The sequence below is a fragment of the Vibrio eleionomae genome (assembly GCF_009874545.1).
GTDB lineage: Bacteria > Pseudomonadota > Gammaproteobacteria > Enterobacterales > Vibrionaceae > Vibrio > Vibrio nitrifigilis.
In genome coordinates, this window is record NZ_WEKT01000001.1 from 179,173 (window position 1) to 192,937 (window position 13,765).

The window sequence follows — 13,765 nt, forward strand, 5'->3', positions numbered from 1 at the left end:
TCATTATCCCCAAGTAACCTCAAGACGCTGTTTCAGCGAGGATGTATTCGCTCTTAGGCAAGACACTGATTTGAAGACATAGTGATACTATGTTGAAAGTAACACGGATTAATTAAGTCTCAATCGCTAACTAAATAGTTGGCGGGGTATGTTCTAGCTGCCAATCAATAGGCGACTTACCTTGCTGCTCAAGCAGTTGATTAGCCTGTGAGAAATGGTGGCAACCAAAGAACCCGCGATGAGCAGAAAGAGGCGAAGGGTGCGGTGCTTTTAGTACATAATGGCGATGAGTATCAATCATGCTGCCTTTTTTCTGTGCATGAGCCCCCCATAATAGAAACACAATGCCCTCTCCATGTTGATTTAAGGCATCAATCACTCTATCTGTAAAACGTTCCCATCCTGTCTTAGAGTGCGAGTGCGCCTTCCCTTGTTCAACAGTGAGAACAGTGTTAAGCATCAGCACTCCCTGTTTCGCCCAACTCTCTAAATAGCCGTGAGAAGGGATTTGAAACCCTGGGATATCTTGAGCTAACTCTTTATAAATATTGACTAATGAAGGTGGTGTTTTAACACCAGGAAGAACAGAAAAACATAGGCCATGTGCTTGGTTTGGACCATGGTATGGGTCTTGGCCGAGCATCACGACTTTAACTTGATTAAATTCGGTAAAGCGAAAGGCATTAAAGACATCATGCGTGGATGGGTAAATAACTTTTCCAGCTTGACGTTCTGAATCTACAAATTGCAGGGTTTGACGGAAATAATCTTGCTCTTTTTCGGCACCAATCACGTCATGCCAGGTAAATGACTGAGTCATAAAAGATCCTTAATTCTCAACTAATCAGGGTATTGTATACCTAATTGAGGTCAAGATGCAGAAAGCAATCTCTTAATAACTCAGTCTATTCCATAGCGCATTATTTAGATGCACGCTGAGGTGATCGATGATGCCCTTGCCCATTCACATGACGATTGGGTACAGGCATACGATGAGCATAACTCTGTGGGCGAGAAGCCATCATTCTTGGTGTGGTATGTGACATTGTGAATTCCTCCATTACAACTACGTCATAATAACTTATGAAAAAAAGATGCCACATTGAACGATCATCACAAAAAAATTACGCCTCTTGGTGAAAACGACGTAATGTTGCAATTTCTTGGTGCCAAATATCGGGATTGATTGTTTCTAAAATCAGAGGGATATGATCAAAACGAGGATCCTTAGCGATATATTCAAAACAAGACCAGCCAATGGTTCCTTCCCCTAAAGAGTGATGGCGGTCAACGCGACTACCGCATTCATTTTTTGAATCATTAATATGCATTGCCCTTAAATAGTGCATCCCTACCACTTTATCAAACTCTGCAAACGTTGCTTCGCAAGCTTCGGTTGAGGTTAAATCGTATCCAGCCGCAAAGGTATGGCAAGTATCAATACATACTCCAACTCGAGATTTATCTTTTACTTGTTCAATAATTTCAGCAAGATGCTCAAACCTCCAACCTAAATTACTTCCCTGCCCCGCGGTGTTTTCTATCACAGCGATAACATTGGGCACCGCTTCGTGAGCTAAATTGATTGATTCAGCTATCTTACTCAGACACTCAGATTCAGATATCTGTTTTAAATGACTTCCAGGATGGAAATTCAATAGCTTAAGTCCAAGTTCGTGGCAACGTTCCATCTCATCGATAAACGCTGCGCGCGATTTTGCGAGCTTTTCGTCGTCAGGTGCACCTAAATTGATCAGGTATGAGTCATGCGGCAAGATTTGATCAGCAGAGTAGCCTAAAGCGACACATAAACGCTTAAAGTTTGCCACCACTTTATCATCCAGCGGTTTGGCAACCCACTGCCGTTGATTTTTGGTGAACAAGGCAAAAGCATTGGCACCGATTTCCTTAGCTCGTTTAGGTGCCTGATCCACCCCACCCGCAGCCGAGACATGTGCTCCGATGAATTTCTTGTTAAATGCCAAGTTAGAATTTGTCATTAAATCACTTTTCACTTTCAGTTTTACACTCTAACAGATTGATATTATGCAAAGTGAGCATATTAAAAAACATAAAATGTAGTAAATTTACAACATTTAACCAATACAACTATTTTTTAATTCATCAAATATACTGTTAGTTCGTTATTTTTATTAATCTTATTGATTCAAATCAAGAAAATAACCTCTAAAAAAACATGGATAATTGTTGTTATTTGACTTAAATCAATACTATAATTGTGGTCATTAGGTATACAATACCAAGCTCGACAAAAGAATTGAAATTTAACACCAACAAACACCACATTAAGTGGTTTAGGAGATTGTGATGATCCAAGGTATTCAAATTACTAAAGCAGCTAACGACGCACTACTAAACTCTATTTGGTTAATCAACAACGAAACTAACGAAGCTCGTTGTGTTGCTGCATTAAATGGTTTCGAAGCGGATCAAGTTGTTCCTGTTAGCGATCTAGGTGAATACGAAGGCCGTGAAGTTGCAGTTAAAGCCGCTCCACTTGTTGAAGGTGGCCAACACCTAAACGTTAACGTTTTACACCGTGAAACTCTACTAGACGCTATCGATCACCCAGAAAAATACCCTCAATTAACTATCCGTGTATCTGGTTACGCAGTGCGTTTTAACTCATTGACTCCAGAACAACAACGTGACGTTATCTCACGTACTTTCACTGAATCTATGTAATATAGCGTCAGTCAATCGGGATAGTTTATCCGGTTACAAATAAAAAAGCGGTGCCCTAGGGCATCGCTTTTCATTTGTATAGACAATAAAAGTTGTATCGAAGATAGAGGCGGCGCAAGCACCGCCCTATAACCATTAAGCTTGCTGTACTTTAATCAGTAACTCACGCAATTTCGCAAAATCGTTGTCAAAGTTTAGAGACAATAGATCCATCGCAGCATGCTTCGCTAAAGGTGCAGGAAGTTCGATATCAGAACCTAAGATATCATCGACAACTTCTTTAAATTTAGCTGGGTGAGCAGTACACAAGAACAGACCTGTTTCGTCTGCTTGACGCTGCTCTTCTAATACGCGATAAGCAATGGAACCATGTGGTTCGCATAAGTAACCTAACTCATTCAGGTCGCGTACTGATTCAGCAGCTTGTGCATCCTCAACCACAGCACCTTTACCTAATGTTTCCAATCCCCATCCTTGAACTTTGCATAGTTCTTCAATACGCGGCCAGTTATTAGGTTGGCTCACGTCCATTGCGTTAGATGTGGTTGCAACAGTTGGTTTTGGATCCCACTTACCTGTTTGAAGATAACGAGGCACAGTATCATTCGCGTTGGTCGCCGCGATAAAGCGCTTAACTGGTAGACCAAGCGCTTTCGCCAATAGGCCTGCGGTTAAGTTACCAAAGTTACCGCTTGGCACTGAGATTACTAGATTTTCACGCTCAGCTTTGCTCATTTGAGCAGCAGCTTCAAAGTAATAACAGATCTGTGCCATTAAACGGCTAATATTAATTGAGTTAGCCGAGTTTAGACCGACTTGCTCACGCAATTCAGCATCATCAAATGCGTGTTTAACCAAAGTTTGGCAAGCATCAAAGTCTGCGTTAACCGCGACTGTGTGAATATTTTTACCGAGAGTACAGAATAACTTTTCTTGTAGAGGGCTAATTTTGCCTTTCGGGTACAAAATCACGACGTTGATATTTTCCATACCATAGAAAGCATGCGCGACTGCAGCACCTGTATCACCAGACGTTGCCGTCAAAATAGTGATTTTGCCACCATCAGAAACAGCAGCTAGTGATTGAGCCATAAAACGGCCACCAAAGTCTTTAAACGCTAACGTCGGGCCATGGAATAACTCTAACGCATAAACTCCATCTTTAACCTGTTTAATTGGCGCTGGGAATTGAAAAGCGTTGTTTACTAATTCATAAACCTTTTCTGCGGGTAGTTCATCACCAATTAATGCAGATAAAATTTTTGCACTGCGTGGCACAAAGTCTTCAGCTAATAAAGCATCGATATCATCGAACTTCGGTAACTCAGATGGAAAAAATAGACCTTGGTTTCGACCTAACCCTTGGCGTACGGCTTGACCAAAGGAAACTTGTTCATCATTTTCTTTTATATTGTAAAGCTTCATAGCTCACTTCCTGTCACTTTCGAACCTTGTTTGTCTAAACGACAAATATGCACAAAACCTTCTTCATTTTGTACGTAGTTTTGTTCAAGCCAACGTGCAACACGTTCGGCAACTTCTTTTTCTTTACATACACTAAACAGCGTAGGGCCACTACCAGAAATACCGGTTGCTAACGCACCTGCTGATAATGCATATTTTCTTGCTTGTGCAAAACCTGGCAGTAGTTTTTCACGATAGGGTTCAGCCACGACATCTTTGATCATTTTGGCAGCTAAATCACCTTGCCCACTATGACAAGCATGGACGAAACCTGCAAGATAACGACCGTGGGCAATAATGTCTTGGCGGCGATATTGAGCAGGTAGAATGGCGCGAGCTTCTGCTGTAGAGACTTTGATCCCGGGATAAGCCATCACCCAAAACCAATCATCAAAACAAGGGATTTCTTGGCTAATAATATCCAGCTCTTCCACCATCAATTGAACACCGCCCAAATAACAAGGAGCAACATTATCGTAGTGGACACCACCAGAGATTTTACCTTCCATCTCACCCATTAAGGCTAAAAGTTCTGTCTCATTTAATGGCTGACCGTGAAAACGGTTTAGCGCATCAAGAGCAGCAACGATTGAACAAGCACTAGAGCCCAAACCTGAACCGATTGGCATGTTCTTCTCTAATGTCATCGCCACATTTTTTAGCGGTAACTGTTTTTTCGCTAACTCACGCCCGAACACCTGCCAACAATCGTAAACGATGTTCTCTTTAGGTTCTGATGGCAACTTAGACACAAAGTGCCCCGCAGTTGCCAAGCTGAACGGTTGGTCGCCTAGTTTTACTTCTACTCTATCACCAAGCAGTGTGCCATCAATTGGAGACACAGCCGCCCCCAACACGTCAAAACCGACGCTGACATTACCAATAGAAGCTGGGGCGTAAACGACAACGCCCATGTCATCAGAACTCATGTGGATTAAACCCCTAATTTCCAGCCTAGTGTTCGCATCACGTCAGAGAAGACACCAGCAGCTGTTACTTCAGTACCGGCACCATATCCGCGCAGCACTAATGGAATTGGTTGGTAATAACGACTATAGAATGCCAGTGCGTTTTCACCCTCTTTTACTTTGTACATTGGATCATTTTCATCGACCATCGCGATACGCACTCGACATTGGCCATCAGCAATCTCACCAACGTAACGTAACACTTTGCCTTGAGCAGACGCTTCATTAAACAGCTGAGTAAAGTATTCATCAGCTTGAGGCAGACGCTCGATAAACTCAGCAACACTGCCACTATCATCAAAGCCTGGTGGTAGTGCTTGTTCAACTTTTACATCACTAAGCTCTAACTTCATGCCACTTTCACGAGCAAGAATAAGCAGTTTACGCGCAACATCCATCCCGGAAAGGTCATCACGAGGATCAGGTTCCGTAAACCCTTTTTCCTTTGCAAGTAGTGTTGCTTGGCTCAATGTTAATCCTTCGTCTAACTTACCAAAAATAAAGGATAAAGACCCTGAAAGAATACCATTAAATTGTTCTAACTCATCCCCAGCAGCAATAAGGTTCTGTAAGTTCTCAATGACAGGTAAGCCAGCCCCAACTGTTGTTTCATACATTAACTTACGGCGAGAGTGACGCGCCACTTCACGCAACTGCTGATAGTAAGCCATGCTAGCGGTATTTGCCTTTTTGTTGGGAGTCACAACATGGAAACCCGCCGCTAAGAAATCAGCGTATTGTTTAGCAATCTCGTCACTAGAAGTACAATCCACCAGCACTGGGTTGATAATATGGTTACGTTGAACCAATGCAATCAAACGAGCAAGACTGAACTCTTCCGTCACGCTATCCATGCGATCCCGCCAATTATCGAGTGGTAACCCCTCACTATCGAGCAACAAGCCTTTACTGTTAGCTAAACCGCACACTCGTAAAATGGTCCCTTTCGTCGCCAATTTTTCCTGCTGACGATGAATTTGATCGACCAATTCGCCACCGACACCGCCAACACCGACAACAAAAACATCGAGGTAATGCTTAGAATTGAAGAAGTTTTCGTGACAAGTCTTAATCGCCTCTGAAATTTTTCCTTCAGGAATAACCGCAGAGATTGCTCGTTCGGAAGAGCCTTGAGCAATAGCAATGATATTAACGTGAACTTCAGCTAACGAAGTAAAGAATTGGGAAGCGATTCCGCAAGAAGTACGCATACCATCACCCACTAAACTGATGATAGCTAAGTCATCCATAAACTCGACCGGTTCTAATAGACCATCTTTCAGCTCCAATTCAAACTCATCAGAGAGAGCCAATTGTGCTTGAGCTTTATTATCAGCTTCAATACAAAAGCTGATGCTGTATTCAGAAGAAGATTGCGTAATCAGTACAATCGACACCCCATGGGAAGACATAGTGCCGAAAACACGGCTAGCCATGCCCACCATTCCTTTCATACCAGGGCCTGAAACATTTACCATGGTTAAATTACTTAACGTGGTAATGCCTTTAATTTCTAGCTCATCTTCGCCTGTATCTTGACCGATTAATGTGCCTGCACCTTGAGGATTAAAACTGTTTTTAATGAGGCAAGGAATTTGGAACTGGGCAATAGGAGCAATCGTCTTAGGGTGCATAACCGAAGCGCCAAAGTAAGAGAGTTCCATCGCTTCTTGATAACTAAGCGATTTCAATAAGCGGGCGTCTTTCACTAAGCGAGGGTCACAGTTGTAGACGCCATCAACGTCGGTCCAGATTTCACAACAATCGGCACGTAAACACGCCGCTAACACAGCAGCAGAATAATCCGAACCATTGCGGCCTAAACAGACTAGCTCACCTTTTTTATTACCCGCAGTAAAACCAGGCATGATATGCACATGATCATCAGCTAATGGATGTTGACGGAAATTGTTGGTTGACGCTTCCACATCAACCATGGCTTCCAGGTATTCCCCTTGCGCACTCAGATATTTCACAGGGTCAATCAGATCAGCTTTTAGCCCTTTAGCTTCCATCACAGCTTTCATAAGCTGAATAGAAACTCGTTCCCCTTTACTAATAATGCGAGCATTAACATTATCAGGACACATACTAAGCAGCGTAATACCATGTACAAATTCACGTAATTTGGACATAGACTGACGAACCTGCTTATCAAATTCATTACCTTCTATGTTTGGCAATACGGCTTTAATGTCGTTAAACAGAGTATGAAATGCTGTTTCGAGCTGTTCTACTTGTAATTCAGCTTCACCGTGGCGCATTGCACTTTCAATAATGGCAACAAGCTTGTTTGTTGTTTTTCCTGGTGCCGACAGCACTACAGCCACTTCTTCTTGCTTGGCATTATTGGCGATGATGTCAGCCGCTCTTAGAAAACGATCTGCATCCGCTAACGATGAGCCTCCAAACTTTAATACTCGCATCCCTTCCCTCCGAGAAGATAAAAATAGGTATAAAAAAAGGCCTGTATCGTTGGGATACAGGCCTTTTTTTGTGAAATTTTACGCTCAGCAGCCTGCCCCAACATGCGTAATGTCGGTAATAATAATGGTGGTGGTCATTACTACTTGGCTGATGGATAACATTGTCGTTCTTGCGTATTTATGTGTTTGCGTGACCATACGTTTACCTTATTTCACTATCAGCCGTCAATTAAAAATTGATTTTTTTTCTTCTTACTTGGCATATGCACTTAAAATGATAGCAATACCTATATAATCCGACAAAAAATACCATTATGGCAATATATTATCCGTTTTTACCCGCTGCGCTTATCGAACAATAAATAAGCAAAATGTCGTATCTATGCTTTACTTATAACCAGACAAGGTAGTTTAAAATGACACTAGTTTCATTTGATTGGATTGTTATTTAATCAATATTTAGGATTCATTCAGGGAGGACGTTATGGTGAAATTACGGCTTATCGTATGTTCCATACTATTGGTGCCTTCCGTCTGTCTAGCTGCAGATTTTTTACCATTAGATAGCGTAACCTCACCTGCCACTTCACTATTTTTTTCAAGTGAGCAAAACGGCAGTCAAGTAGACAGTTGGACATTGAACAGCGGCTATCGATATTCCATTGATCCAAACTGGCATATCTTTGTTGGTACGCGATTAGACAGTCACCCCACGCAAATAAGTAACGGCGTAATGAGTGGTATAAGCTACCAATATAATGATAAATTGCTGCTCAGCAGCACCTTACACTCTGTCGTCAATACCTATTCTTCAGGAGTGGCTGCTCATGACGACAACAGTGATGACTTATCCGCAGAGTTATCGAGCCAATACAGATTTAATGATCAACTAGACATGCATGCCACGCTTGGTTACCAAGGGTGGCAGCAAGATGTTCAGGTAGGGATAGGATTTCGTTTTTAATCGAAAGTCAGATCTAATTCGGTTGGAGATACCAACATACCGTTCCAATCTGAATAAATATAATCACCAGGTAAGATGATTTGATTCATCATGGTCAGTTTAACGTTGATCTCACCAGCATTACGCTTTTCTGTTTTTATCGGGCAAGTACCTAATGCTTTAATCCCTAAATCCATTTCAGACATGGCAACGACATCTCTTACCGCGCCATAGATAATGACGCCTTCCCAATCGTTTTCAATCGCTGAAATAGCAATTTGATCGCCCATTAAAGCGCGTTGACACGACCCATGACCATCAACAACCAGCACTTTTCCTTTACCATTTTGTGCCAAGACTTCTTTTACTTTGGAATTATCATGGTAGCAACGTACCGTTACAACCTCCCCCCAAAAACAGAAGCGTTGCCCAAAATTTTGTAACGGAAGATCCAGCAAACTGACTTGCGAACCATATTTATCACTAATATCTGGCGTTAAATCTCTCATCGTTCCTCCATGATTTTTATGTCTCCAATTCGCAAAGTGCGTCTTGGCGATACCTAAACGTGATCGAATTTATATCCCAGAAAATACGGACATTAACAAAGATAGACTCTTTGTAGATTTGATACTCGATTAGAACTCAAGGCTAGATACTTACCAGAGGTGGCCTAGGTATCGGGTGTAGAATCCAAATTATTTCAAGGTATTCTTCATTATCCTCAGAAATCGTTTGGTAACTTATTTTAATTTTTCTTCTAATGACCCTAATTGTACGACGTGTGAATCGACACAAGAGTACAAATAAAGTGCACCATTTCTAACAAAATAAATGGCGTTTTGTTTAAAAGTGAGAGCTAGGTCTAATGCTGCTTCAAGTGGCATTGCAACCGCAAAACTCTCTTCGAACCATTGAAAATCTGGGTCGCCAACCACAACACTTACCCAATCATAATCGTTTAGTTTGAGCTGTAAACGATGATTGTTTAAGCAATTCTCATTATGTGACAACCTTTCGCTTCCGGGGTTCCAAGCTGTGATCACAGCATAACATTCAGCATTAATTACCGCTTTGAAGTCAAACCTTACTGATGAATAAGCTTGCCAAAGATGTGAATTAATTTGCATAAAAACTCCTGAGTCACATCAATTTACATTTGATTACGACTGTTAATAACGCTTACATTACAACTCTTGATGTAAATCAACAAAGTGCTTGGAATTAACATTTGGTCGTTGTTAGCATGCTGTTAACATTATAGAATCCGCTTCATAGACTAGTGGAACCAGTAACTAAGAGGAGACTTTAGTAATCATTAATGTCTAAGGATGGCGGGCAATTACAACTAGTATTTCGTTAAAAATACATAGCTTTATGATCAACATAACATTACATGTATGTTATATTTTTGCCTAGTATGAGTTCTATTAGCACAGTTTTTTCACAATTTTAGGTAACGCCAATGCAAACCCCGCAGATTCTTATTGTTGAAGACGAGCAGGTGACTCGTAACACTCTAAAGAGTATTTTTGAAGCAGAGGGATACGCTGTTTTTGAGGCAAGTAACGGTGAAGACATGCACAGCGTATTGTCTGAACAACCGATCAACCTGGTCATTATGGATATTAATCTACCAGGTAAAAACGGCCTTCTGCTCGCGCGTGAATTACGCGAACAAGCTAACGTAGCTCTTATGTTCTTAACTGGTCGCGATAATGAAGTGGATAAAATTCTAGGGCTAGAAATTGGTGCGGATGATTACATTACCAAACCATTTAACCCACGAGAATTGACCATTCGTGCTCGTAACCTACTCAGTCGTTCAATGAACGCTAATGCGTCACAAGAAGAAAAACGCTCTGTTGAAAAATACGAATTCAATGGTTGGGTTCTTGATATCAACAGCCGTTCTTTGGTTAGTCCAAGTGGTGATGGCTATAAGCTTCCTCGTTCTGAATTCCGTGCCTTGCTTCACTTCTGTGAAAACCCGGGCAAAATTCAAACTCGTGCCGATTTATTGAAGAAAATGACCGGTCGTGAGCTTAAACCACATGATCGTACGGTTGACGTTACCATTCGTCGTATTCGTAAACACTTTGAATCTGTTTCAGGTACACCTGAAATTATTGCAACGATTCACGGTGAAGGCTACCGCTTCTGTGGTGACTTAGAAAACAACTAAGTAAAGTAACTCGCAAAAATATTGCAGAGTGTACGATGGATTAAAAAGCCCCAGCTCAAACTGAACTGGGGCTTTTATTTTTACATCAGTGAATACGATTATCTTCTGAAGAAGAGATTAGTATACTTTGTCAATCGAGACATTGTGCTCAACTAACCATGCATTTTTTCCATCATTAGATAATTCAAGTGCCACTGAAACAGGTTTATCAACGTTCACTTCAATGGATGACTGAAATACGACTTCCCAAACATCTTCACTTTGAGTACGTAGCTCAACATTATCACCATCAATGGTCCAGACTTGATCCCCTTGCTTAATCACTAATTGATTTACGTTGAGATCAGCCGGCAGTTCACCCGATGTTTCTAGTGTTAATGTGCCATTTAGGCTCTGAGTCTCTGCGCCCTGTACTTTAGGCAGTTGATCAGTCCAAAGGTTACTTTTGAGTTGAATATCGATTTGCGCCAATACTGCTAAACTACCTTGCTTCCAATTTACATTGGGAGAAAAAGCACAGGCGGTCAAAGCTGACATCAAAGCGATGAGTACGAATTTTTTCATATTACTTCCTTTGCGCTAACCACTGTTTAAGAACTTGAATATCCGATTGATATTCATTTTTAATTTCATCCACCCAATCGGTGATATTTTCCCACCAAGCGGGAGCGTCCGGTGTTTGTGCTTTCTGCGCAATACCTTGGATACGTTTTAGACCAATCGAACCTGCAGCCCCTTTAATCTTGTGAGCTTCAGAGGCAATACCTGCCTGATCTTTGGCCACCATATTCGAATCTAACACTTCAATATACGATGGCATCATTTGTTCAAATAGCTCAATACTGTCGACCACAGGCTGCGCACCAACAATGCTGACATATGACTCTAACATATCCACATCCAGAAGCCTTAAATAAACTTCATCTGTCATATTGGATTGGCTCGGGGCTTGTTCTATTGCCGGTTCATTCACTTGCTCATCGCTTCCTGTCATTTTCGCAATCACCTCTTGAACAGCAGAAACCGATAACGGTTTACTGATCGCATCGTCCATCCCTTTTTCTCGGTATTCATTTTTATTTTTCAGCACATTGGCAGTTAGCGCGACCAAAGGAGGTAAATCGCTATATTGTTTACGCAGTAACTGAGCAATATCGAATCCGGTCATATCGGGGAGTTGAATATCTAAGAACACCAAATCGTATAGTTCAGGAACAAACTTTTCGAGCGCCTCTGTACCTGTCATTGCCACCGTGACCGTATGACCTAAACTCTCTAATAAAGATCGAGCAACGGTTACGTTCAACTCAATATCCTCAACCATAAAGATATTTAGCGCTCTTTGGTTATGATATTGAGGCTCGTTAATAGCAGCATCTTCAACTAGCGGAACATGAATAGTGATGGTAAAGGTACTACCGTAACCTTCTTCACTACTGACCATGATATCCCCATCCATCAAATTAATTAACTGGCGAGATACCGACAAACCAATACCCGTTCCAACGGCATGTAAATTATCTTTACCGGATTTAACTTGATAATACATAGCAAAAATCTTATCAATTTCAGATTCCGGAATCCCTATCCCAGTATCTTCAATGTCCATGGTAATTTCGGCTTTGCTACCATCATCTATCGTTTCAGAGCTCACCGTCATAACGACACCGCCTTCTTTAGTGAACTTCATCGCATTACTAATGACATTCCACAAAACTTGACGTAAACGAGTCGCATCCACCTCAATAATTTTAGGTAAATCAGTCAAACGTTCCAGATCAAATCGTAACCCTTTTTGTTCCGCCATTAACGCAGAAAGGCTTTCTAACTCAACAACGAACTCTTCAAAATCGAGTGGTGCCGGAAGGAGTTCTAATTTACGGCGGTCAAATTTATCCATATCAATAATATCGTTAAAGATATTACCGAGCGTGACAGCACTGACATTGATAGTTTGCATCTGTTTACGCTGTTCTTGAGTTAATGTCGTATCCAGCAGCATACGGCTCAAACCAACGATACCATTAAGTGGTGTGCGTAATTCATGACTGATAGTGGAAATAAAAGTGGTTTTATCTCGGCTGGCCTTTTCTAAGGATTCTTCATGACGTTTACGTTCAGTAATATCACGCCCAAATCCCACCAAACCTAAATGATCGCCTTCTTTGCTGTAAAAAGGCACTTTGCGTAATTCAAAATAGCTCTTACGCCCATCTGGATACTCTAACCACTGTTCATACGTAAGAGGGCTATCGTTAGTAAAAACTTCTTGGTCTGTTTCTACAATTGATTGGGCAATCTCTTTGCGGTATACATCCCAAGGCGTTAAGCCCACTAATTCATGTTCGCTGCGCCCAGTGAGTTCTTCCATCGCCCGGTTACAACCAGAAAAGACGCCATTAGCATTACGATAATAGATAAGGTCTGGAGATGCATCGATGAAAGAACGAAGTAACGCCGTTCTTTCTGCCAATTCAAGTTGCGTTTTTTCCCGCTGACGAACTTCCGCTTCTAAATCGATCATCGCCATTTCGCGAGCTTCTTCCGCTTTAATCCGCTCTTCGATTTCTTGGTTCAGTTTAACGATATTTTGCTGAAGCTTTTGATTAAGCACTTGGTCGCGGGCTCGCATATCTTTGAGCTTTGAAACCAATTTAGATAAACGTTGGCGTGACTCTTCTAGCTGATCAACCACAACAGAAAGAAAGTACACCGCCCACGGAGTAATAAGTAAACCAAAGAAGACCGAGCGCACGATATCGATATCGTCCACATGACCTTTTAAGGCGAGAGTTATACCAACCTGCACCACCACAGCTAAAGCAACCAGTGCTAGTGCTAATAATATAGAGAAACGCAATATGCCCAGCTTTACCAGCAAATCAACATAGTACTGGGCAAGGTTCTTCATCGGTTTCATTCAAGACTCCATAGGAATGAATTAGAGGCAGTTGACCTTAGCGCTAGTCTAGCGTGTTTCACCCCTATTCGTCAGTTTTATCAAACACAAACAGTTGAAATAAACCAAATATCATCAAGCAACTAGAAGAGGAAAATATAATTATGTTAATTA

At 41.5% G+C, this 13,765-nt stretch carries 14 protein-coding genes and 1 other annotated feature; of the genes, 3 read left to right on the forward strand and 11 right to left on the reverse strand.

Annotated features, from left to right (window positions below; genetic code table 11):
• Positions 1–130: 130 nt before the first annotated feature.
• The 3 genes from ung to nfo all read right to left on the reverse strand — a co-directional run bounded on the left by ung (position 131) and on the right by nfo (position 2,000).
• Positions 131–820, reverse strand: a complete 690-nt coding sequence (gene ung / locus F9817_RS00870) for a uracil-DNA glycosylase (RefSeq protein WP_161153065.1) — start codon at positions 818–820, stop codon at positions 131–133.
• A gap of 100 nt (positions 821–920) precedes the next feature.
• On the reverse strand, positions 921–1,046 hold the full coding sequence (locus tag F9817_RS24225; protein WP_272918861.1) for a hypothetical protein: 126 nt from the start codon (positions 1,044–1,046) through the stop codon (positions 921–923).
• Between the two features lie 78 nt (positions 1,047–1,124).
• Positions 1,125–2,000 (reverse strand): deoxyribonuclease IV, encoded by an 876-nt coding sequence (nfo, locus tag F9817_RS00875; RefSeq protein ID WP_161153066.1) that lies wholly within the window; start codon positions 1,998–2,000, stop codon positions 1,125–1,127.
• Positions 2,001–2,328: 328 nt separating this feature from the next.
• Between nfo and grcA the strand changes: the two genes are divergently transcribed.
• A complete protein-coding gene (grcA, locus tag F9817_RS00880) occupies positions 2,329–2,706 on the forward strand; it encodes an autonomous glycyl radical cofactor GrcA (protein WP_161153067.1) in 378 nt (125 codons plus the stop codon).
• 135 nt (positions 2,707–2,841) lie between these two features.
• Here the strand turns inward: grcA and thrC are convergent, their stop codons facing one another.
• The 4 genes from thrC to F9817_RS24470 all read right to left on the reverse strand — a co-directional run bounded on the left by thrC (position 2,842) and on the right by F9817_RS24470 (position 7,762).
• Positions 2,842–4,131: a threonine synthase gene (thrC, locus tag F9817_RS00885; protein WP_161153068.1), complete on the reverse strand. Its 1,290-nt coding sequence runs from the start codon at positions 4,129–4,131 to the stop codon at positions 2,842–2,844.
• Positions 4,128–5,084, reverse strand: a complete 957-nt coding sequence (gene thrB / locus F9817_RS00890) for a homoserine kinase (RefSeq protein WP_161153144.1) — start codon at positions 5,082–5,084, stop codon at positions 4,128–4,130. Before thrB ends, thrC begins: the two co-directional genes overlap by 4 nt.
• A 20-nt stretch (positions 5,085–5,104) precedes the next feature.
• Positions 5,105–7,564 (reverse strand): bifunctional aspartate kinase/homoserine dehydrogenase I, encoded by a 2,460-nt coding sequence (gene thrA, locus F9817_RS00895; RefSeq protein WP_161153069.1) that lies wholly within the window; start codon positions 7,562–7,564, stop codon positions 5,105–5,107.
• A 30-nt stretch (positions 7,565–7,594) separates the two neighbouring features.
• Positions 7,595–7,713, reverse strand: a sequence feature (Thr leader region).
• On the reverse strand, positions 7,649–7,762 hold the full coding sequence (locus tag F9817_RS24470; protein WP_408063520.1) for a thr operon leader peptide: 114 nt from the start codon (positions 7,760–7,762) through the stop codon (positions 7,649–7,651). (Overlaps the previous feature by 65 nt.)
• 286 nt (positions 7,763–8,048) lie before the next feature.
• Here F9817_RS24470 and F9817_RS00900 point away from each other — a divergent pair, with 286 nt between their 5' ends.
• Positions 8,049–8,528: a ribonuclease regulator gene (locus tag F9817_RS00900; protein ID WP_161153070.1), complete on the forward strand. Its 480-nt coding sequence runs from the start codon at positions 8,049–8,051 to the stop codon at positions 8,526–8,528.
• On the opposite strand, the gene F9817_RS00905 is transcribed toward F9817_RS00900, so the two are convergent.
• Both F9817_RS00905 and F9817_RS00910 read right to left on the reverse strand, forming a co-directional pair.
• On the reverse strand, positions 8,525–9,016 hold the full coding sequence (locus tag F9817_RS00905; protein ID WP_161153071.1) for a putative 4-hydroxy-4-methyl-2-oxoglutarate aldolase: 492 nt from the start codon (positions 9,014–9,016) through the stop codon (positions 8,525–8,527). The genes F9817_RS00900 and F9817_RS00905 overlap by 4 nt on opposite strands.
• A gap of 234 nt (positions 9,017–9,250) precedes the next feature.
• A complete protein-coding gene (locus F9817_RS00910) occupies positions 9,251–9,637 on the reverse strand; it encodes a DUF3293 domain-containing protein (RefSeq protein ID WP_161153072.1) in 387 nt (128 codons plus the stop codon).
• Between the two features lie 335 nt (positions 9,638–9,972).
• Here F9817_RS00910 and arcA point away from each other — a divergent pair, with 335 nt between their 5' ends.
• Complete coding sequence (gene arcA, locus F9817_RS00915; protein WP_161153073.1) at positions 9,973–10,692, forward strand: two-component system response regulator ArcA; 720 nt, start codon at positions 9,973–9,975, stop codon at positions 10,690–10,692.
• Between the two features lie 117 nt (positions 10,693–10,809).
• On the opposite strand, the gene F9817_RS00920 is transcribed toward arcA, so the two are convergent.
• Positions 10,810–11,256, reverse strand: coding sequence for a hypothetical protein (locus F9817_RS00920; RefSeq protein ID WP_161153074.1), 447 nt, complete (start codon positions 11,254–11,256; stop codon positions 10,810–10,812).
• A gap of 1 nt (position 11,257) precedes the next feature.
• Positions 11,258–13,612 carry an aerobic respiration two-component sensor histidine kinase ArcB gene (arcB, locus tag F9817_RS00925; RefSeq protein ID WP_161153075.1) on the reverse strand — a complete coding sequence of 785 codons (2,355 nt, stop codon included), beginning with the start codon at positions 13,610–13,612 and terminating at the stop codon, positions 11,258–11,260.
• Positions 13,613–13,765 lie beyond the last annotated feature (153 nt).